At 74.2% G+C, this 20,672-nt stretch carries 16 protein-coding genes; 10 read left to right on the top strand and 6 right to left on the bottom strand.

The features are described 5' to 3' along the window. Nucleotides 1-27 precede the first annotated feature (27 nt). Nucleotides 28-687 carry a hypothetical protein gene (locus ACIQVD_RS14270; RefSeq protein WP_402289011.1) on the bottom strand — a complete coding sequence of 220 codons (660 nt, stop codon included), beginning with the start codon at nucleotides 685-687 and terminating at the stop codon, nucleotides 28-30. Between the two features lie 190 nt (nucleotides 688-877). Next, nucleotides 878-1,639 (bottom strand): response regulator, encoded by a 762-nt coding sequence (locus tag ACIQVD_RS14265; RefSeq protein ID WP_402289009.1) that lies wholly within the window; start codon nucleotides 1,637-1,639, stop codon nucleotides 878-880. 113 nt (nucleotides 1,640-1,752) lie between these two features. On the opposite strand from ACIQVD_RS14265, the gene ACIQVD_RS14260 reads away from it, so the two are divergent. The 4 genes from ACIQVD_RS14260 to ACIQVD_RS14245 all read left to right on the top strand — a co-directional run bounded on the left by ACIQVD_RS14260 (nucleotide 1,753) and on the right by ACIQVD_RS14245 (nucleotide 8,376). Continuing rightward, nucleotides 1,753-3,480 (top strand): CHASE3 domain-containing protein, encoded by a 1,728-nt coding sequence (locus tag ACIQVD_RS14260; RefSeq protein ID WP_402289006.1) that lies wholly within the window; start codon nucleotides 1,753-1,755, stop codon nucleotides 3,478-3,480. Then, nucleotides 3,477-4,679, top strand: coding sequence for a PP2C family protein-serine/threonine phosphatase (locus tag ACIQVD_RS14255; protein ID WP_400686114.1), 1,203 nt, complete (start codon nucleotides 3,477-3,479; stop codon nucleotides 4,677-4,679). The genes ACIQVD_RS14260 and ACIQVD_RS14255 overlap by 4 nt, the downstream gene beginning before the upstream one ends. 232 nt (nucleotides 4,680-4,911) lie before the next feature. Continuing rightward, nucleotides 4,912-7,323 (top strand): glycoside hydrolase family 2 protein, encoded by a 2,412-nt coding sequence (locus tag ACIQVD_RS14250; RefSeq protein ID WP_402289004.1) that lies wholly within the window; start codon nucleotides 4,912-4,914, stop codon nucleotides 7,321-7,323. 225 nt (nucleotides 7,324-7,548) lie between these two features. Further along, a complete protein-coding gene (locus ACIQVD_RS14245; protein ID WP_400686110.1) occupies nucleotides 7,549-8,376 on the top strand; it encodes an alpha/beta fold hydrolase in 828 nt (275 codons plus the stop codon). On the opposite strand, the gene ACIQVD_RS14240 is transcribed toward ACIQVD_RS14245, so the two are convergent. Next, entirely contained in the window at nucleotides 8,366-9,316 is a 951-nt protein-coding gene (locus ACIQVD_RS14240; protein WP_402289000.1) for an aldo/keto reductase, read from the bottom strand. The two genes, ACIQVD_RS14245 and ACIQVD_RS14240, sit on opposite strands and share 11 nt — an antisense overlap. 334 nt (nucleotides 9,317-9,650) lie before the next feature. Here ACIQVD_RS14240 and ACIQVD_RS14235 point away from each other — a divergent pair, with 334 nt between their 5' ends. From ACIQVD_RS14235 to ACIQVD_RS14225, 3 genes are all read left to right on the top strand, one after another. After that, the gene (locus tag ACIQVD_RS14235; protein ID WP_400686104.1) at nucleotides 9,651-10,325 is read left to right on the top strand and encodes a DedA family protein; all 675 of its coding nucleotides are present in this window, start codon (nucleotides 9,651-9,653) and stop codon (nucleotides 10,323-10,325) included. A 180-nt stretch (nucleotides 10,326-10,505) separates the two neighbouring features. Next, the gene (locus tag ACIQVD_RS14230; protein ID WP_402288998.1) at nucleotides 10,506-11,198 is read left to right on the top strand and encodes an O-methyltransferase; all 693 of its coding nucleotides are present in this window, start codon (nucleotides 10,506-10,508) and stop codon (nucleotides 11,196-11,198) included. Between the two features lie 5 nt (nucleotides 11,199-11,203). Then, on the top strand, nucleotides 11,204-12,094 hold the full coding sequence (locus ACIQVD_RS14225) for a Gfo/Idh/MocA family protein (protein WP_402288996.1): 891 nt from the start codon (nucleotides 11,204-11,206) through the stop codon (nucleotides 12,092-12,094). A 31-nt stretch (nucleotides 12,095-12,125) separates the two neighbouring features. Here ACIQVD_RS14225 and ACIQVD_RS14220 read toward each other — a convergent pair whose 3' ends face one another. Together ACIQVD_RS14220 and ACIQVD_RS14215 are read right to left on the bottom strand one after the other, a co-directional pair. Beyond that, complete coding sequence (locus ACIQVD_RS14220; protein ID WP_402289502.1) at nucleotides 12,126-13,085, bottom strand: hypothetical protein; 960 nt, start codon at nucleotides 13,083-13,085, stop codon at nucleotides 12,126-12,128. Between the two features lie 172 nt (nucleotides 13,086-13,257). Then, nucleotides 13,258-14,346 carry a hypothetical protein gene (locus ACIQVD_RS14215; protein WP_402288994.1) on the bottom strand — a complete coding sequence of 363 codons (1,089 nt, stop codon included), beginning with the start codon at nucleotides 14,344-14,346 and terminating at the stop codon, nucleotides 13,258-13,260. Nucleotides 14,347-14,499: 153 nt separating this feature from the next. Here ACIQVD_RS14215 and ACIQVD_RS14210 point away from each other — a divergent pair, with 153 nt between their 5' ends. Then, nucleotides 14,500-15,666: a damage-control phosphatase ARMT1 family protein gene (locus ACIQVD_RS14210; protein ID WP_402288991.1), complete on the top strand. Its 1,167-nt coding sequence runs from the start codon at nucleotides 14,500-14,502 to the stop codon at nucleotides 15,664-15,666. 262 nt (nucleotides 15,667-15,928) lie between these two features. Here the strand turns inward: ACIQVD_RS14210 and ACIQVD_RS14205 are convergent, their stop codons facing one another. Continuing rightward, nucleotides 15,929-16,879 carry a formylglycine-generating enzyme family protein gene (locus ACIQVD_RS14205; protein ID WP_402288988.1) on the bottom strand — a complete coding sequence of 317 codons (951 nt, stop codon included), beginning with the start codon at nucleotides 16,877-16,879 and terminating at the stop codon, nucleotides 15,929-15,931. 129 nt (nucleotides 16,880-17,008) lie between these two features. On the opposite strand from ACIQVD_RS14205, the gene ACIQVD_RS14200 reads away from it, so the two are divergent. After that, nucleotides 17,009-19,357: an arylsulfatase gene (locus tag ACIQVD_RS14200; protein ID WP_402288986.1), complete on the top strand. Its 2,349-nt coding sequence runs from the start codon at nucleotides 17,009-17,011 to the stop codon at nucleotides 19,355-19,357. 308 nt (nucleotides 19,358-19,665) lie between these two features. Next, a complete protein-coding gene (locus ACIQVD_RS14195; protein WP_282204948.1) occupies nucleotides 19,666-20,613 on the top strand; it encodes a GNAT family N-acetyltransferase in 948 nt (315 codons plus the stop codon). Nucleotides 20,614-20,672 lie beyond the last annotated feature (59 nt).

Raw genomic sequence — 20,672 nt, 5'->3', positions numbered from 1 at the left:
GGCGGGCCCCGGGGCGGCGGCCGGGGGTCAGTCCCGGAGGGCCAGCTCCAGCCAGTACCGCCGGTCCTCGCCGATGCGGTGCGGGGGGAGGTCGGAGATCCAGGCGGCGACCTCGGGGCCGACGGGCAGGTCGCGGTGGAAGCCGAGGCGCAGGTCGGGGAGTTCGCCGTAGGTCAGCCACCGGTCGAGGGTGTCGGCGAGGTGGCGGTTCGCGGTGGGGGTGGGGGTCTCGGCCCAGGTGCGCAGCCAGGGGGTGACCGTTCCGGTGGCGACGGCGAGGGTGCCCAGCACCTCGGCGGCGTCCGCGCCCGGGTCGGCCAGGGCCGCGGGCCACCAGGCGTCCAGGACCTCCCGGACGAGTTCGGCGCGGTGCCAGTCCGGCCAGCCGGCGGCGACCAGGCGGTCGGCGACCAGCGGGCCGTCGACGGCCAGGGTGCCGGTGGTCAACTGGCGCAGGATGCGCGGGGCGAGGCGCCGGTAGAGGGTCGGGAAGTCCGTCCAGTGGTCGGGGCTCTTCGCGGCCACCGAGTGCAGCAGACTGTTCGGGACCAGGGCCGGCGGACCGGCCAGGGCCGCCAACTGCCCGGCGGTGTAGCAGTGTTCGCAGCCGCCGACCGCCGGTCCGGGGCGGGCGGTGCGGTCGAGGGCGTCCAGGGCGTGGTGCAGGCGCTGTTGCGCGGTCGTCATGCCGGTCCCTGCCGAGGGGTACTCCGCCGGGGCGTCCGGCGAAGATGGCGACGCTACCAGCAGCCGCCCCGCCGTGGCGCGGCGGGGACCTGACGACGCGATGACCCGCAGGTGGCCGGTGCGGAGCGGGACGCGGGGGAGTGCGGGGCCCCGGCCGGGCTGGTGGGCCCGGCCGGGGTGGTGGGGCGGGTCAGTCGCGGGGCGGGCGGGTGGCGGTGTCGAGGTAGAAGGCGTCGATGCTCTGCACGGCCTGCTCGAACTCCGCCAGGTTGACCGGCTTGGTGACGTAGGCGTTGGCGTGGCTGCTGTACGCGCCGGTGACGTCGTCGGGGGCGGAGGAGGTGGTGAGGACCACGACCGGGATGGTGCGCAGGTCCTCGTCGGACTTGAGGACCCGGAGCAGGTCGCGGCCGTTCATCCGGGGCATGTTGAGGTCCAGGACGATCAGGTCGGGGCGGACGGTGCCCGGGGTGCGCAGGTGCTCCAGCGCGGCGAGGCCGTCGGTGACCTGGACGAGGTTCCGGGTGCCACGCTCGGTCAGCGCCTCTTCGATGAGCATGGCGTCGGCGACGTCGTCCTCGACCAGCAACACGTCGAAGGCACGGGCGGGGCTGGTCATGGTCGGGGTCTCCGTAGGTGCTTCGTCGGAATGGTCGTAGAGGCCGGGCCAGCGGTGCCGGGCCCCCTGGCGGGTCATGCCGCATGCGGAGCCGAGTTGGGGGTAACCGGCTCCTGCCCTGGCAGCGGTCGCGGCCGCGTCCCGCTGGAGGCGTTCCGCGGCCTGCTGGAGCTGGTTCAGGACGTGCAGCGTGCCGAGGGCCTGCCTCAGCTCGCCGCCGCTCTCCTGGAGCAGCTCCGCGACCAGGCGCCGTGCCAGCCGCGCCACCGCGGCGTCCGCGATCGCGGCCGTCTCCTGCGGGGTGGAGCGGAGCACGAAGTTCTTGCCAGGCATAGCCGAACAATAGGCCCTGATTTCACCCCTCGACAACAACGCTTGTCGGACAGCCTCTACAGTGTGCGCTGCGCCGCCCTCCCGGGTCGGCCTTTCCCGGAGGGGTTCACACCATGCACGACGACCGCAGGCCGACCCGCGGACGCTCGCTGTCCACGTGGACGACCAGGCGCTGGCTGCGGGTGGGTGCCGCGCTGTCCCTGGCCGTCCTGGCACTGCTGGGTGTCGCGGGGTTCTGGGCGCTGGGCCGCACCCAGGACATCAGCACGAACCTGGTGGACGTCCGCTCGCCCGCCATGTCCACCGCGTTCCGCCTGGAATCGGTGCTGCTCAACCAGGAGACCGGCATCCGCGGCTACGGCCTCAGCGGCAACCCGGAGTTCCTCCAGCCCTACCGGCAGGGCCTGGCCGACCAGAAGACCCACACCGACACCCTGCTCGGCCTCCTGCACGGCAACGACTCCGCGCTCGCCGACCTCGCCGCCGTCGAGGCCGCGGCCGGGCAGTGGCAGCGGGAGGTCGCCGAGCCGATCGCCGCCGCGCCCCCCGGCGCGCCCGTGCCGCAGGCCGCCGCCTCGGCCGAAGCGGGCAAGGCCGAGTTCGACCGGATCCGGGTCCAGCTCTCGCGCCAGCAGGACCACCTGCGGGCCGACCGCGCCGCCGCCCGGGCCGACCTGCTGGCCACCACCCGGGTCCGGAACTGGGTGTTCACCGCGATCGCGGTCGTCATCGTCGTGCTGACCGTGCTGGTCTTCGAGGGGCTGCGCCGCGGCATCACCGACCCGCTGGAGCGGCTCGGCGCGGACGCCCGCCGGATCGCTGCGGGTGACTTCGATCACCCCATCATCGGCAGCGGCCCCGCCGACCTGCGCCGCCTCAGCGCCGAGATCGACTCCATGCGCCGACGGCTGGTGCGGGAGCTGGCCTTCACCGAGCAGGCCCGCCTGCGCCTGGACGCCCAGGCCGCCGACCTCCAGCGCTCCAACGCCGAACTGGAGCAGTTCGCCTACGTCGCCTCGCACGACCTCCAGGAGCCGCTGCGCAAGGTCTCCAGCTTCACCCAGCTGCTCCAGCGCCGCTACGGCGGCCGGCTCGACGCCCGGGCGGACCAGTACATCGACTTCGCGGTCGACGGCGCCAACCGCATGCAGGTCCTGATCAACGACCTGCTGGACTTCTCCCGGGTCGGCCGGGTGCACCGCAACCACCAGGACGTCGACCTGGAGAAGGTGCTGGAACGCACCCTGGACGTGCTCAGCGACAACATCGCGGAGTCGGGCGCGGAGATCACCCACGACCCGCTGCCCACCCTGTTCGCCGACCTCACCCAGATGGGGATGCTCTGGCAGAACCTGATCGGCAACGCCGTCAAGTTCCGCCGCCCCGGCACCGCCCCGCGCATCCACGTCTCGGCCGCGCACGACGGCGGGCTGTGGCACTTCGCCGTCACCGACAACGGCATCGGCATCCCCCCGGAGTTCGCCGTCAAGGTCTTCGTGATCTTCCAGCGCCTGCACACCAAGGACGCCTACGCGGGCAGCGGCATCGGCCTGGCCATGTGCAAGAAGATCGTCGAGTTCCACGGCGGGACGATCGCCGTCGACCCGTACCACCGCGAGGGCGCCCGGATCACCTTCACCATCTCCCCGGAGCCGCCCGCGGTCTCCGCCGGGACGGAGACCCCCGACGCGGCGGAGCTCCCCGCCGTCCCCGCGACGTACCTCGCCGCCGCGGGGTACCCCGCGGCGACGCACCCCGCCGCGACGCACACCCCCGACGGGACGGAGACCGCTGCCGCGACGGACACCGCCGACGCCGAACCAGGGCGGGAAACGCGATGACGTCCACCGTCACCAGCCCGCCCCGCAGCGACCCCGACGAACCGGCCTACCGCGTCCTGCTGATCGAGGACGACGAGGCGGACGCCATCCTGGTCGAGGAACTCCTGCACGACACCGGGATGCCCTTCGAACTCACCGTCCGCACCACCCTCGCCGCCGCCCGGGCCGCCCTGGCCGAGCAGCGGACCGACTGCATCCTGCTCGACCTGCACCTGCCCGACGTCTCCGGCACCGCCGCCGTCACCGCCGTCCGCGAACTCGCGCCGCACAGCGCCGTCATCGTCCTCACCGGCCTGTCCGAGGACCGGGCCGGCACCGAGGCGATGGCCGCCGGCGCCCAGGACTACCTGGTCAAGGGCAAGGTCGAGGCCGAACTGCTGCGCCGCTCGCTGCGCTACGCCGTCTACCGCAGCCGCACCGAGCGCGCCAGCATCCAGGCCGAGGCCGGGCGGCTGCGCGCCGAGGAGAACGCCCGGCTGGAGCGCGGCCTGCTCCCGCCGCCGATCCTGGGCACCTCCAAGGTCGAGGTGACCAGCCGCTACCTGCCCGGCGCCCCCATGGCGCTGCTCGGCGGCGACTTCCTCGACGTGGTCGAGGGCGACGACGGCCTGCTGCACGCCGTCGTCGGCGACGTCAGCGGGCACGGCCGGGACGCCGCGGCCCTCGGCGTCCTGCTCCGGATCGCCTGGCGCTCGCTGATCCTCGGCGGCCACCGGGGCCAGGACCTGCTGCACCTGATGGAACGGGTGCTGGTCGCCGAACGCGACAACACCTCGCTCTTCGCCACCTGCACCCTGCTCACCCTCGACCAGGAGAACCGCACCGCGACGCTCCACCTGGCCGGCCACCACGAACCCCTGCTCACCACCGCCGAAGGCACCCGGGAACTGACCGCCGCCCACGGCATCGCCCTCGGCATCCTGCCGGGGTTGCGGCAGTGGCCGCACACCACCGTCCCGCTCCCCGACAGCGGCTCCCTGACCATCTACACCGACGGGCTGGTCGAGGGGCACAACGGCGCCACCGGAGGGCGGCTCCAGGTCGACGGACTCCTCGCCCTGATCGGCACCACCGCCGCCGACCCCGTCGACCCGGCCGCCCGGATCGACCGGCTCATCGAACAGGCCCAGACCCTGAACGCCGGCCGGCACACCGACGACCTCGCCGTCCTCCACCTCGCCTGGGGCAGCGACCACTGACCGGGCCGCGACCGCTGGCCGGGCCGCCGCGACCACTGTCCGGCGCGCGGCCCGGGCCCGGCCCGGCGGCGGGGCGTCCTGCGCGCGGGTGCGGTCGGCGGTGGTCGGCCGCTCCGGCGGCGTGCTCCGCCGCCGCCAGGACCCCTGTTCCGCCTGCTCCGGGCGGGTTACGGTGCTGCTCGCGCCGCGCGCCCGACCACCGGCCCGGCCGGACCACCGAGGAGCCGCACAGATGAAGGACACCACCCCGCTCGACCAGGGCTGGAGCCTGCACCACGAGGGGCAGCGGCTGCCCGCCGCCGTCCCGGGCTGCGTCCACACCGACCTGCTGGCCGCCGGGCTGATCCCCGACCCGTACCTGGGCACCAACGAGCCGGAGGTGGCCTGGGTCGACCGCCGGGACTGGACCTACACCCGGGAGCTGCCCGCCCACGGCAGCCGCCACGAGCGCACCGACCTGGTCTTCGACGGCCTCGACACCGTCGCCACCGTCACCCTGGGCGGCACCCGGCTCGGCTCCACCCGCAACATGCACCGCCGCCACCGCTTCGACGCCACCGGCCTGGCCGGCGAGCTGAAGGTGGAGTTCACCAGCGCCTACGCGGAGGCCGAGCGGGTCCGCGCCCTGGTGGGCGAGCGCCCCAACTCCTACCCCGAGCCGTTCCAGTACGTCCGCAAGACGGCCAGCAGCTTCGGCTGGGACTGGGGCCCGACCCTGCCCGGCGCGGGCATCTGGAAGCCCGCCCGGCTGGAGCACTGGTCCACCGCCCGGCTCGCCGAGGTCCGCCCGCTGGTCACCGTCGACGGCGCCGCCGGCCGGGTCGAGCTGCACGTCACCGTCGAGCGCACCGCGAGCGGCGCCGGCCGCCCGCTCATCCTGCGCGCCTCGGTGGCCGGGGCCCGCGCCGAGGCCGTCCTCGACGGCGACACCGGCGTGCTCGTCCTGGAGGCCGCCGACGTCGCCCTCTGGTGGCCCCGCGGGTACGGCGGGCAGGCCCGGTACGACCTCGACGTGACGCTCGCCGACGGCGCCGACGGCGCCGACCCGCTCGACGCCCGGCAGCACCGGATCGGCTTCCGCACCGTCGAACTCGACACCTCCGCCGACGGACACGGCAGCGGTTTCACCCTGGTGGTCAACGGCGAGCGGCTGTTCGTCCGCGGCGCCAACTGGATCCCCGACGACACCCTGGTCACCCGGGTCACCCCCGCCCGCTACCGCCACCGCCTCCAGCAGGCCGCCGACGCCAACGTCGACCTGATCCGGGTCTGGGGCGGCGGCATCTACGAGCAGGAGCCCTTCTACGACGCCTGCGACGAACTCGGCCTGCTGGTCTGGCAGGACTTCCCCTTCGCCTGCGCCGCCTACCCCGAGGAGCAGCCGCTGCGCGGCGAGGTCGAGGCCGAGGCCCGCGACAACGTGGTCCGGCTGATGCCGCACCCCTCGCTGGTGCTGTGGAACGGCAACAACGAGAACCTGTGGGGCTTCCGCGACTGGGGCTGGGAGCGGGAACTGGCGGGCGACTCCTGGGGCGAGGGCTACTACCTCGGCCTGCTGCCCCGGATCGTCGCCGAACTCGACCCCACCCGCCCCTACACGGCCGGCAGCCCCTGGTCCGGCAGCTGGGACCACCACCCCAACGACGTCGACCACGGCACCCACCACTCCTGGGAGGTGTGGAACCGGCAGGACTTCGCCGAGTACCGGGCCGCCGTCCCGCGCTTCGTCGCCGAGTTCGGCTGGCAGGCCCCGCCCGCCCACGCCACCCTGCGCCGCGCCCTGCCCGGCGAGGAACTCGCCGCCGACTCGCCCGGCCTGCTGCACCACCAGAAGGCCGCGGACGGCAACGGCAAGCTGAACCGCGGCGTGGAGCGCCACTTCGCGCCGCCCGCCGACTTCGACCGCTGGCACTACCTCACCCAGCTGGTCCAGGCCCGCGCCGTCGCCACCGGCGTCGAGCACTGGCGCGCGCACTGGCCGCACTGCGCCGGCACCGTCGTCTGGCAGCTCAACGACTGCTGGCCGGTCTCCTCCTGGGCCGCCGTCGACGGCGACGGCCGCCGCAAACCGCTCTGGTACGAACTGCGCCGCCTGTACGCCGACCGGCTGCTCACCCTCCAGCCCGCCGACCGCGACGGCGCGCCCCGGATCGCCCTGGTCAACCAGTCCGCCGAACCCTGGACCACCGCGCTGCGCCTGCGCCGCCTGGACGCCGACGGCCGGGTGCTCGCCGAGACCGCCGTCGAACTCACCGCCCCGGCCCGGGCCGTCCACCGGCTGCCGGTGCCCGCCGAGCTGCTGCCCGCCGCCGGCTCGGACCGGGAGTACCTGGTCGCGGACGCCGACGGCCTGCGCGCCGTGCACGTCCCCGTCCCCGACAAGGCGTTCGGCTACCCGCACCCGGAGTACGAGCTGGCCGTGCGGGCGGCCGGGGACGGCGCGGTCGACGTGGTCGTCACCGCCCGCACCCTGGTCCGCGACCTGCTGCTCCAGGCCGACCGGATCGACCCGGCCGCCGCCGCCGACCGCGGCCTGACCACCCTGCTGCCCGGCGAGCGCACCACCATCCGGGTGCACGGCCTCACCGCCGCGCCCACCGCCGCCCGGGTCCGGCAGGCCCTCTTCTGCGTCGAGCCCGCCTGAACACCCGGGCGGTGCAGGGGAGTCGAGCCCCGACCGCACGGGCCCGGCCCGCCCTCCGGCAGGCCGCCGGGCGGGCCCGGCCCGGGTGCGCGGGACCCCGGACTGTGCCTTGAATGGTCGAGGTGACGCCGTCCCGCCGACCCCGGCCGGACCGGCGCACCCGACCCACCCCTCCCCGCCAGGACTGGCCGACCGGCGCCGCCTGGCCCCGGATCGGAGACACTCATGCCTGTTTGCACGACCCGCGACGGTGTGGAGATCTTTTACAAGGACTGGGGGAACGGCCGACCGATCGTCTTCATCCACGGCTGGCCGCTGAACGGCGACGCCTGGCAGGACCAGCTGAAGGCCGTCGCCGACGCGGGCTTCCGCGCCATCGCCCACGACCGGCGCGGCCACGGCCGCTCCACCCCGGTGTACGACGGCTACGACTTCGACACCTTCGCCGACGACCTGAACGACCTGCTCACCAGCCTCGACCTGCGCGACGTCACACTGGTGGCGCACTCGATGGGCGGCGGCGAGCTGGCCCGCTACATCGGCCGGCACGGCACCGCCCGGATCCGCTCCGCGGTGCTGCTCTCCGCGATCCCGCCGCTGATGCTCCAGGGCCCCGACAACCCCGAGGGCGTGCCGCAGTCCGTCTTCGACGGCATCAAGGCGGGCATCCTCAAGGAGCGCTCGCAGTTCTGGAAGGACACCGCGGTCGGCTTCTTCTCCGCGGACCGGCCCGGCAGCAAGGCCACCGAGGGCAACAAGGACGCCTTCTGGTACATGGCCATGGCCGAGACCATCCAGGGCGGCGTGGCCTGCGTGGACGCCTTCGCGCACACCGACTTCCACGCCGACCTGGAGAAGTTCGACATCCCGCTGCTGGTCGTCCACGGCGACGACGACCAGGTCGTCCCGATCGACGCCACCGGCCGCAAGACCGCCGAGCTCGTCCCCGGCGCGGTCCTCAAGGTCTACGAGGGCGGCTCGCACGGCATCGCGCTGGTGCCCGGCGACAAGGAGCGGTTCAACCAGGACCTGCTCGACTTCCTCACGTCCTGACGCCCGGGCCGGGCGCCTGGCCGTCCGGGCCGTCCGGGCCGTCCTGGCCGTCCAGCAGGGCGAGCTGCTCGGCGGTCAGGCGCAGCGCCCCGGCGTCGAGGTTCTCGGCCAGGTGGGCGGGGTCCGAGGTGCCGGGGATGGCCAGCACGTGCGGGCCGCGGTGCAGCGTCCAGGCGAGGCGGACCTGGGCGGGGCTGGCGCCGTGCGCGGCGGCGACGGCGCGCACCCGGGCGTCCCGCTCGGCGGCGGGCGCGCCCTCCCGGGCCCGGCCGGAGATGGCGAAGAACGGGACGAAGGCGATGCCCAGGCCGCGGCACAGGTCGAGCAGCCCGTTGTCGTCGGCCAGTCGGCGGTCCAGGCCGTAGGAGTTCTGCACGCACACCACGGGGGCGATCGCCCGGGCCTGGTGGACGTGTTCGGGGCGGGCGTCGGACAGGCCCAGGTGCCGGATCAGCCCGGCCCGCCGCAGGTCGGCGAGCGCGCCGAAGTGCTCGGCGACGGACTCCGCGTCCGGCCCGTTGCGGCGCAGGTTGACCAGGTCGAGGTGGTCGGTGCCGAGCTGGCGCAGGTTCTCCTCTACCTGGGCGCGCAGCTGCTCGGGCCGGGCCATGGTGTACCAGGCGCCGTCGGGGGTGCGGCCGGGGCCGACCTTGGTGGCCACGGTGATCCGGTCGGCGCCGGGCCAGCCGGCCAGCGCCCGGCCGATCAGCCCGTTCGCGGAGCGCAGCGGCGAGAAGTAGAACGCGGCGGTGTCGACGTGGTCCACGCCGTGCTCGAACGCGGTGTGCAGCAGCCGGACGGCGGCCGCCCGGTCGATCGGCGGCCCGTCGGAGTTGCCGTGCATCCCGTTGCCGGTCAGCCGCATCGCGCCGTAGCCGAGCCGGTTCACCCGCCGGTCGCCGAGCTGCCAGTCGCCCGCCGCCGAGGCGTGCGCGGTCATGTCGTCCCCCTGTCGTCGGTGTGCCGCGGCGGTGCCACGGCGTGTCAGGTGACGGAGTATGGGCCCGCGCCGCAGGGCCGCGACAGGGCCGCGGGCGTTGAGTGATCTCACATCCGGGACGGGAACGAACGGCTCGGCGCGCCGCGTTGGATCCGGTGTACGGCACCTGCGGGGGAGGCGGCCGGGCCGGGGCCGGGAGGAGGCACTCGGCGCGGTGTGCGGGAGCGGATAGGCTGACCCGGCTGGTTCTTTACTGAAATTTTCCTGTGTGCCGTACGACTGTGCCGTACGACGTGTCGACGGCCTTGTCCTGCCCAGACGGAGGTACTCCGCCTTGCACGTCGACCAATGGATCAACGACGTCCCACCGACCCTGGTGTACGCGATCATCGGCCTGATCATCGGTCTGGAGAGCCTGGGCATCCCGCTGCCCGGCGAGATCGCCCTGGTCACCGCCGCGCTGCTGGCCGCCAAGGGCACGGTCAGCCCGTGGGGCGTGGCGCTCTGCGCGATCGCGGGCGCGATCATCGGCGACTCGATCGGCTACGCGATCGGGCACAAGGGCGGCCGACCGCTGTTCGACCGGCTGGGCCGGAAGTTCCCCAAGCACTTCGGGCCCGACCACCTGGCCACCGCCGAGCGGCAGTTCCAGCGCTGGGGCATGTGGGCGGTGTTCTTCGGCCGGTTCGTCGCCCTGCTGCGGATCTTCGCGGGCCCGCTGGCCGGCACCCTGCGGATGCCGTACTGGAAGTTCCTGATCGCCAACGTGCTGGGCGGCGTGGTCTGGGCGGGCGGCACCACGCTGCTGGTCTACCAGGTCGGCAAGGTCGCCGAGAAGTACCTCCAGGGCGCCTCGTACATCGGGCTCGGCGCGGCCGTGCTGTTCGGCGCCGGGTCGGCGCTGGTGCTCAAGCGGAAGGCGAAGAAGTCCCGCGCCGAGCACCCGGAGCAGTCCGGCGGCAAGAGCGGCGAACCGCTCGCCGAGACCTTCGCCGAGGCCACCGACTGACCCCCGCCGAGCCCCGCACCTCACCGGGGCCGCCGCACCTCACCGGGGCCGCCGCACCCCCTCGCCGGGCGCGGCGGCCCCGGCGTGTTCCGGGACGTGCGGAGGCCGGGGCCGGGACGCGGCGGAGTAGGGTCGCACCCGCGAGCCGATCACGGCCCGATCACGGAGGTGGGGAAGAGCATGCGGCAGAACGACCCGCAGGTGTGGACCGCGGTGGACGAGTACGCCCAGGAACGGCTGATCGGGCCGGACGAGGTGCTGGACGCGGCGCTCGCGGCGGCCGACGAGGCCGGGCTGCCGCAGATCGCGGTGGCCGCCAACCAGGGCAAGCTGCTGCACCTGCTGGCCCTGACCCGGGGCGCCCGGCGCATCCTGGAGATCGGCACGCTGGCCGGCTACAGCACCATCTGGCTGGCCCGCGCCCTGCCCGCCGGCGGCACCCTGACCACCCTGGAGATCGACCCGGCGCACGCCGCCGTGGCCACCGCCAACCTGGACCGGGCCGGCCTGGCCGACCGGGTCGAGGTCCGGGTCGGCCCGGCCCGCGACAGCCTGGCGCAGCTGATCGACCAGGGCGCCGGACCGTACGACTTCTTCTTCATCGACGCCGACAAGGCCAACATCCCGCACTACGTCGAGGCCGCCCTGGCCCTGGCCCGGCCCGGCGCGGTGATGGTGGTCGACAACGTGGTGCGCGGCGGGAAGCTCGCCGACCCCGACAGCACGGACGAGGCGGTGCGCGGCGTGCGGCGGATGCACGAGCTGCTCGCGGGCGACGAGCGGCTGGACGCCACCACCGTGCAGACCGTCGGGACCAAGGGGTACGACGGGTTCACCCTGATCCGGGTCGCCGACGCCGCAGTGGAAGACTGAGCACCATGCGCATCGGACTCCTCGGCACCGGCCCCTGGGCGGGCTTCGTGCACGCCCCCGCCCTCGCCGCCCATCCCGACGTCACCTTCGCCGGACTCTGGGGCCGCCGCCCCGAGGCCGCCGCCGAACTCGCCGCCGTGCACGGCGTCCCGACCTACCCGACGGTGGACGCCCTGCTGGCCGACGTCGACGCGGTCGCGATCGCCCTCCCGCCGGACGTGCAGGCCGAGTACGCGGCCCGGGCCGCGCAGGCCGGCAAGCACCTGCTGCTCGACAAGCCGGTCGCCGCGACGGTCGACGCCGCCCGCGCCGTCGAGGACGCGGTGGCCGCGTCCGGCGTCGCCTCGGTGGTCTTCTTCACCACCCGGTTCGGCACCGTCCAGGAGGAGTGGATCACCGAACAGGCCGCCCAGGACGGCTGGTTCACCGCCCACTGCCACTGGATCGGCTCGGTCTTCACCACCGACAGCCCCTACGCCGCCTCCCCCTGGCGCCAGCAGAAGGGCGCGCTCTGGGACGTCGGCCCGCACGCCCTGTCCGTCCTGCTGCCCGTCCTCGGCGAGGTCGACCGGCTGACCGCCGCCCCCGGCCCCGGCGACACCACCCACCTGGTGCTCCGCCACCGCGGCGGCGCCTCCAGCACCGTCACCCTCAGCCTGACCGCCCCGCCCGCCGCCTCCGCCCACGGCGTCGCGGTCGAACTGCGCGGCACCTCCGGCGTCACCACCCTCCCCCACCGCGACGAACACCCCACCGCCGCCTTCGCCCGCGCCCTGGACGCCCTCCTCACCGCGGCGAAGACCGGCGACCCGCACCCCTGCGACATCCGCTTCGGCCGCCAGGTGGTGGAGGTCCTGGCCACCGCGGAGGAACAACTGCTGCGCGGCGGCCGCTAGTCGACGGGTCCGACGGGGGAGCGCTCCGGGGTCACCGCGACTCGGAGCGCTCCCCCTCCGCCTGCGCCGGGGCGTCTGCGGTGCCCGTGCTTTCCGTGGTGTCCGTGGTGCCCGGGGCGTCCGTGCTTCCCGGGGTGTCCGCGCTGTCCCGCCGGGGCCGCTTCCAGGGGCGGGGAATCCTCGCCACCAGGGTGCTCCCGGGGGCGGCACCCTTCGCGCTCCCCTCGGCGCGGTCGTCCCCCGTGACGTCGTCGAGCAGGTCGGAGTCGTCGAGGTCGAGGACGTCCGAGCCGCCCTGGTGCGCGGGGCGGGCCAGTTCCAGGCCGCCGAGGTGGTTCTTCAGCCGCTTCGCCATCGGGCGGTAGGTGGCGTAGGTGAGCACGCCGGAGACGGCGGCCCCGACCACGGGAACGGCCTTGGAGACGCTCTTCGCGAAGCTCTGCTTGGTCATCTCGACGCCGAGGTAGGCCGCGACCTTCTTCACCACGGGGTAGATCACGCCCTGGGTGAGCGCCTTGCGGGGCAACTGCTTGACGACCTGCTCCGAGATCCTCGTCGCCAGCTTCCCGACCGCCGTGTTCGCCGACTGGGTGCCGAACATGACGCCGAGGAAGAGCGTGAGCACGCCCTTGGTCGCGTCGTCGAGGTCGTCCTCGCGGGAGAACAGGTCGGGCCAGCTGTAGAGGTAGGCGAGTTTCTGCGAGATCCGCAGCATGTGGCCGAAGTACTGGGCCAGGTCGGCGGGCACGGTGGCCGGCAGGAAGAACACGCCGGGGAGCCCCGCGGCCGCGGAGAGCGCGCTGACCTTGCCGGTCTCGTAGGCGATCGAGTCGTTGGCCGCCTTCTCCAGGACTTCGGCCGGGACGCCCGCCGCCGCCGGGCTCTCCTCGATCGCCCGGCGGACCTGCTCCTCGGAGCAGCTCCGGGCCAACGCCTTGCGGAGGTACGCCTCCCGGTCGATGCGCACCCCGGGGAGGTTCGCGGCGTACATCAGCACGGAGGAGAAGCGCAGTTCCGGGTTCTCGGGCTCTCTGTTCGCGGTCACGGCGGGAACCTATCGCATCCGGAGCGCACCGGACCTCCGTCAAGCATCCACCGTCGTCCGGTAGTTGGGGCAGCGGGCGGTGAACGGGACCGGTTCCGGCCGGTCAGCCAGGGTCAGGTCAGGGGCCGGTGGGGCGGCGGTCGGCGGGGCGGCGGGGTGGGATCGGGGTGGCGGGGAAGTCGCGCGGGCCGGTCCAGAGGGCGGGGACGGCGTCCGCGCGGCGGGCCAGTTCGTAGGCGACGGCCTCGTAGTTGACCCGCCAGCCGCGGAAGTGCGGCCAGGCTTCGGCGACCGTCCGCTCCAGGGGCATGCCCGACGCGGCGACCAGGGCCGCCGCGGCGTCGAACTCGGCGTACGTCAGCCGGATCTGACCGTCCGGGTCCGGGTCCGGGTCGAACGGGATGCGCAGCGCCGTGGCGATGTCGCGCAGCGCGGTGAACCCGGCGCGCAGCAGCAGGCGGGCCTCGGGCGGGGCGGAGCGCGGGACGAGCGCCAGTTGCATCGCGGCCGCGTCCATCACCGCGATCAGGCCGACCACCCAGCTGCGGTACGGCTGCGGGGAGCGGAACGAGATCAGCACCGGGTAGTTGGAGTGGCCCTCGCCGAGGTCGGCGGCCAGCCGCTCCCAGTCCCGGTACAGCTGCGGCAGCCCGCTCTCGGTGCGCACCAGCGCCTGCCGGGCCAGAAGCTCCGGCCCCCAGGCCGGCTCGCCCGCCCGGGACTGCAGCAGCGTCACCTCCAACTCCCGCCGGTTGTAGGCCCCGTAGAGCGTCGGCAGGTAGGCGATCAGCAGCGCGATGATCAGCGGGCCGTTGGCCGCCGCCAGGAAGTCGATCACCGACAGGTGCAGCCGGTCGCCGCTGGCGAAACCCAGCGTGAACAGGCTCGACCCGGCCTCCCGGAACGCCACCCGCCACGGCAGCCCGGACGTCCCCCGCAGCAGCAGGGTGTACGCGAGCAGCGTGGACGTCAGCCAGCAGCCCAGCATCCCCAGCAGGACCAGCGGCGCCAGCCAGGTCTGCGCCCGGTCGATCGCCCGGTAGCCGCCGAACGGCGCCGCGACCGTCCGCAGCACCCGGCGCAGCACCGACCACAGCCGGATCACCAGGGCCGAGTACAGCCCGCGCGGCACCACCAGGGTCCGCAGGATGCCGGCCGCCGTCGTCAGCAGCAGCGCCGCCCCGGCCACCGTGAAGATCACTCTCATGCGGACATTGTGGCGGCAGCCCGACCGGCGGAGGGCGCGGCCCTGCCGGGGCGGTCGGGCGCGGCGTGAAAGCATCGCCGGGAACGCCGCCTGACCGCCCGTCCGCCTGACCGCCCGTCCGTCCGTGCCACTGCGAGAGAGCCGAGCCCGCCCGTGCCGAACCCCCCGAACCTCCCCGACGCGCCCGTGATCCGGATCGACGTGCCCGGCTCCTTCGCCCGGGGCGTCTTCCACGAGCGCCACCCGGTGCTGATCCGGCAGGTGCTGGACGCGCTGCCGTACGGGCCGGCGCAGCGGGAGCGGCTGGCGGCGCTGCTCGCGCAGAGCACCGGCGGCGGCGTGCTGGAACCGCCGGACGGGGACGACCCGGACGCGGCGCGGTGGCGGGAGTGGGGCACCGGGCTGTGGGGGAGGAGGTGGGACGAGGCGCCGTTCCTGTGGGCCGAGAGCTACTTCTACCGCCGACTGCTGGACGCCACCGGCTACTTCCGGCCCGGCCCCTGGCGGGGCGTCGACCCGTTCGCCCCGGTCAAGGCCGCCGAACTGGCCGGGCCGGCGGTGGCCGGGGAACTGGCCGCGCTGGACGCCGCCGAGCCGTCGCGGCAGGCGCTGCTGTCCGCCGCGCTCTGGGGCAACCGGGCCGACCTCGGCTTCCGGCTCACGGCGGGGGACGACGGGACGTCCGTCGCCGCGCTGGTCGCCGACGACAGCGCGGCGCTCTGGTCCGTGCTCGAACACGGCCGGGGCGGGCGGGTCGACCTCGTCGCCGACAACGCCGGACGCGAACTCCTCCCCGACCTGGTCCTGATCGACCACCTGCTCACCTCCGGCCTGGCCGGACGCGTCGCCCTGCACGTCAAACCGCAGCCCCACTTCGTCTCGGACGCCACCACCGCCGACACCCTGGCCGCCCTCGCCCGGCTGCGCACCGCCCCCGGGGAAGCCGCCGCCGCGATCGGCGAGCGGCTGTGGCGGGCGATGGGCGCGGGCACCCTGACGATCGGCGCCCACCCGTTCTTCTGCGCCCCGCTGCCCTTCGACGCGATGCCCGCCGACCTGCGGGACGAACTCTCCGGCGCCACCCTGACCATCCTCAAGGGCGACCTCAACCACCGCCGCCTGGTGGGCGACCGCCACTGGCCCCCCACCACCCCCTTCGCCGCCCTGACCGCCTACTTCCCGACCCCCGTCGCCACCCTCCGCACCCTCAAGTCCGACGTCGCCGTCGGCCTCGCCCCCGGCCTCCCGCCCCGACTGGACGCCACCGGCACCCCGTGGCGCACGGACGGGCGGCACGCGCTGATCCAGGTCCGCCGGTAGGACGGGTTTCCGGGGTCCACGCGGCTGCTGAGGCGTGACGATCTCGGTGCGGGGCTCGGGGGCCGGTGCCCGGTCGCCGAGCCCGCCGACCGGGCCGGCGACCGTCGGCGGCGGGGCCGCTCCGGTGGGCGTCCCCCGGCCTTCGACCGGCAGGACCGCGGGGTGCGTCACGCGAGCGACGGTCCGCGTCGCGGTGGTCCAGCAGCGGCCCCGACCGGGTGGCGTCCGGCTGCGGGGTTCCGGGCCGGAGGGACGGGACCGGTCAGAGCCGTCGTCGGATGCAGCGGAAGCCGAGGTGGCAGGTGGAGGTGTCCTCGCTCTCGCCCTGGCGGGCGGCGGGGCGGTAGCGCAGGCAGTAGGAGGGGGCGCAGAGGTGGGACCCGCCCTTGATGGTGCGGCGGGCGAAGCCGTCGGGGCCCGGGGCGCCGTGCTGGTTGCGGGGGTTGCGGGGGACGCAGCAGGGTTTGGCGGGGGCGTCGGGGTGGCGGGTGGTGTAGTGGTCGGCGGTCCACTCCCAGACGTTGCCGGTCATGTCGTGCAGGCCGTGGCCGCCTGCGGGGTAGCGGCCGACGGGGGTGGTGCCGGGGCGGCCGGTGGGGGTGTCGGGGCGCCAGGGGAAGTCGCCGTGCCAGGTGTTGGCCATCCGGCGGCCGCGGGGGGTGAAGTCGTCGCCCCAGGCGTAGGTGGCGCCCTCCAGGCCGCCGCGGGCGGCGTACTCCCACTCGGCCTCGGTGGGGAGGTCCTTGCCGGCCCAGGCGGCGTAGGCGAGGGCGTCCTGGTGGGCGACGTGGGTGACGGGGTGGAGTTCGCGGCCGTCCAGGGTGGAGCCCGGACCTTCGGGGTGGCGCCAGTTCGCCCCGGGGACGTACTCCCACCAGCGCCGGTAGTCGTCCAGCGGCACGGGGCCCGGGGTCTGGCGGAACACCAGGGAACCGGGCACCAGCAGCGCGGGGTCCGCGTCAGGGTAGCGAGCCGGGTCGAGGGGGCGTTCGGCGAGGGTCAGGTGGCCGGTGTCCTGCACGAAGCGGCGGAACGCGGCGACGGTCACGGGGTGGACGTCGAGGAAGAAGCCGTCCACCGCCACCGGGTGGACGGGGCGCTCCTCCGGGTAGAAGTCCTCACTGCCCATCAGGAAGGTGCCACCGGGGATCCACGCCATGCCCTTCGGTGCCCGCCGCAACCCGGCCGCCGCCGGGGTGGTGGTCTCGTCCATTCGCCCATGATCCCCGGCCGGCCGGGGCGCACGGGGCGTGCCACGCCGGACCGGCTCCCCCCACCGGACGGCCGTTCTGCGGATAATGCCCGAATTGAGGGGATTCTTCGAGGCAGAGGATGGCGTGGCATGTCCGATGAGCGTTTGACGAGTCTTCCGGTACCGGACCGGCCGTACCAGGGCCCCCTGGCGGTGGATGTCCGGGACCTGGACGAGCCCCTGCCGCCGGTCGAGGTGAAGCGACCGCCCGCGCAGGCGCCGAACGTGCTGCTGATCCTGTTGGACGACGTCGGGTTCGGCGCCTCCAGCGCGTTCGGCGGCCCGGTCCGCACTCCCACCGCCGAGCGGCTCGCGGCCGGCGGCCTCAAGTACTCCCGCTTCCACACCACGTCCCTGTGCGCGCCGACCCGGGCCGCGCTGCTGTCCGGGCGCAACCACCACTCGGTGGGGATGGGGCACATCACCGAGACCGCGACCGCCTCGCCCGGCTACAGCTCGGTGCGGCCCAACTCGGCGACCCCGCTGGCGGAGATCCTGCGTCAGAACGGCTACAACACCGCGCAGTTCGGCAAGTGCCACGAGGTGCCCGTGTGGGAGTCGGGACCGACCGGACCGTTCGACCACTGGCCCACCAACAGCGGCTTCGAGAAGTTCTACGGCTTCATCGGCGGCGAGACCAACCAGTGGGCGCCCGCCCTGGTCGACGGCACCACCGCGATCGACCCGCCGGACGACCCCGATTACCACCTCATGCCCGACCTCGCGGACCAGGCCATCGCCTACGTCCGCCAGCAGAAGTCCCTCACCCCCGACAAGCCGTTCTTCCTCTACTTCTCGCCCGGCGCCACCCACACCCCCCACCACGTCCCCAAGGACTGGATCCCCAGGTACCGGGGAGAGTTCGACCAGGGCTGGGACGCCGTGCGTGAGGCGACCTTCCAGCGGCAGAAGGAGCTCGGCGTGGTCCCCGCCGACGCGCAGCTGACCGCCCGGCCGGCCGAGATCCCCGCCTGGGAGGACGTCGACGAGGCGTGGAAGCCGGTGCTGATCCGGCAGATGGAGGTGTACGCGTCCTACCTGGAGTACGCCGACCACCACACCGGCCGCCTGGTCGACGCCCTGGGCGAGCTCGGCGTCCTGGACGACACGCTGGTGATGTACATCATCGGGGACAACGGGGCCTCCGCCGAGGGCGGCCTGCACGGCTCGTACATGGTCACCAACGCCTCCAACGGCGGAGCCGAGTTCGAGACCCCGGAGTTCTGGACCGAGCGCCTGGAGGAGATCGGCGGCCCGCACGCCTACAACCACTACGCGGTCGGCTGGGCGCACGCCATGTGCACCCCCTACCAGTGGACCAAGCAGGTCGCCTCGCACTACGGCGGCACCCGCAACGGCACCATCCTGCACTGGCCCGCCAAGGTCACCGACGCCGGTGGCGTCCGCCACCAGTGGCACCACGTCATCGACGTCGCCCCCACCGTCCTCGACCTCGCCGGCATCGCCGAGCCCCACACCGTCAACGGCGTCACCCAGACCCCGATGCAGGGCGTGACCTTCGCGCCGACCCTCACCCACCCCGACGCGCCCGAGACCCGCCACGTGCAGTACTTCGAGCTGATGGGCAACCGCGGCATCTACCACAAGGGCTGGACGGCGGTCACCAAGCACCGCACCCCCTGGGACCTGCTCGCCCAGGGCACCGACTTCAACTCCGACCAGTGGGAGCTCTACGACACCGGCACCGACTGGACCCAGGCCCACGACATCGCGGCCCGGCACCCGGAGAAGCTCGCAGAACTGCAGCAGCTCTTCCTCATCGAAGCCGTCCGCCACAACGTCCTGCCGATGGACGACCGCGCCGCCGAACGCATGAACCCCGACCTCGCCGGACGCCCCACCCTCTTCCGCGGCACCACCCTGCGCCTCTACCCCGGCATGACCCGACTCGGCGAGAACGTCGCCCTGAACGTCAAGAACAAGTCGTTCAACGTCACCGCCGAACTCGACGTCCCCGACGCCGGCGCCGAAGGCGTTGTCGTCTGCCAGGGCGGCCGCACCGGCGGCTGGGTCCTGATGGCCGACAAGGGCCGCCTCGCCTTCCACTACAACTACTGCGGCCTGCTCCGGAGCACCGTCACCGCCCCCGACCCGCTCCCCGCGGGCACCCACCAGGTCCGCGCCGAGTTCGCCTACGACGGCGGCGGCATCGGCAAGGGCGGCACCCTCACGCTCTTCCTCGACGGTACCCGGGTCGCCCAGGGCCGCATCGAACGCACCCACCCCCTCTACTTCTCCTTCGACGAGGGCATGGACATCGGCCGCGACACCGCGATGCCCGTCTACGAGGGCTACACCGACCCCCACGGCCGCTTCACCGCCACCATCCGCTGGGCGCAGGTCGACCTCGGCGACGACGACCACAGCCACCTCGTCGACCCCGCCGAACACATCGCCGCCGCCCTGCGCCACCAGTAGCCCGCCCGGGCACCGCCGGTGCTCCGCCCGCCCCGCCCCGGGCGGGGTGCCGGTGGACGGTCGGCGGCTCCCGGGGCCCACCCGCACTTCGCGCAGGCCCTCGCCACCGGTGCCGGGCTCGACTCCGACCTGGGTCACCGGCGCACCCTGGGGGGCATCGTCGACGGCTACGCGGATGCGGTGGACGGACGGGGACGGTGACGGGCGATCGTGGGCGGGAAACGGGAAAGTCGTGAGGCGGAGTCGGTCGGCCGGATAGAAAGGGTGGGTTTGCCGGAGAAGTCGACGACGGAGGAGGGGGAGCGGCGATGGCACTCCCGGACGGTATGACGGTGCGGCCCGCGGCGGCCGGGGACGCGGCGGCGGTCTGCGCGCTGCTGAACCAGGTGGACGAGATGGAGATCGGGTGGGCGGAGACCGAACCCGACGAGGTGGAGTCCGAACTCGGCCGACCAGACGTCGACTTGGCACGCGACACCTGGCTCCTGCACGACGCCGACGGGCAGTTGGTCGGGTACGGGCTGGTCCGCGACCGCTCCGGCGGCGAGCGGATCGACCTCGACCAGTACCTGCTGCCGGGCCAACTCGCGGGCGGCCTGCACCTGTTCGACCTGATGGAGGCCCGCGCCACCGAACTCGCCCGCCGCAACGGCGCCGACCGCGCGGTCCTGCACCTGCTGCTCAACGCCGAACCCACCACCGACACCGATGCGATGCGGGCCCGCGGCTGGCGGCTCGCCCGCCGCCACCACGCCCTGCGGCGCGACGTCTCCCCGGAGACCGACCCGCTGCCCGAACCCCCCGCCGGAGTACGGCTGCGCGACTGCGCCCGGGAGGAGGACCGGCGGATCGCCCACCGGCTGCTCCAGCAGACCTTCGCCGAGCACTACGACTTCAAGCCCCGCGGCTACGAGCAGTGGCTGGCCGACATCCACGCCGACACCGTCGACTGGTCCCGGGTCTGGGTCGCCGAACTCGACGGCCAGGGCGACGTCGGCGTGCTGCGCACCGGCGTCCGACTCCCCACCCTGGCCTGGGCGTTCAACATCGGCGTCCTGCCCGCCGCCCGCGGCCGCGGCCTCGGCGGCTACCTGCTCCGGCACTTCTTCGCGGTGCACGCCGCCGACGGCCGCTCCGCCGTCGGCCTGGGCGTCGACACCGAGAACGCGACCGGCGCGCCGGAGCTGTACCGCAAGCACGGCATGGAGGTGGACTTCTCCGTCGACACCTGGGCCCTGGTCCTGCCCACCTCCTGACGCTGACGGCGGGCGGGCGGGCGGGTGCGGGGGCGGAGACGGTCGTCGGCCCCGTCCCC

The sequence above is a fragment of the Kitasatospora sp. NPDC090308 genome (assembly GCF_044769485.1).
Taxonomy (GTDB): Bacteria; Actinomycetota; Actinomycetes; order Streptomycetales; family Streptomycetaceae; genus Kitasatospora; species Kitasatospora fiedleri.
The sequence above is the reverse complement of the archived record's forward strand: the minus strand, read 5'-3'. Positions and strand labels throughout refer to the sequence as shown.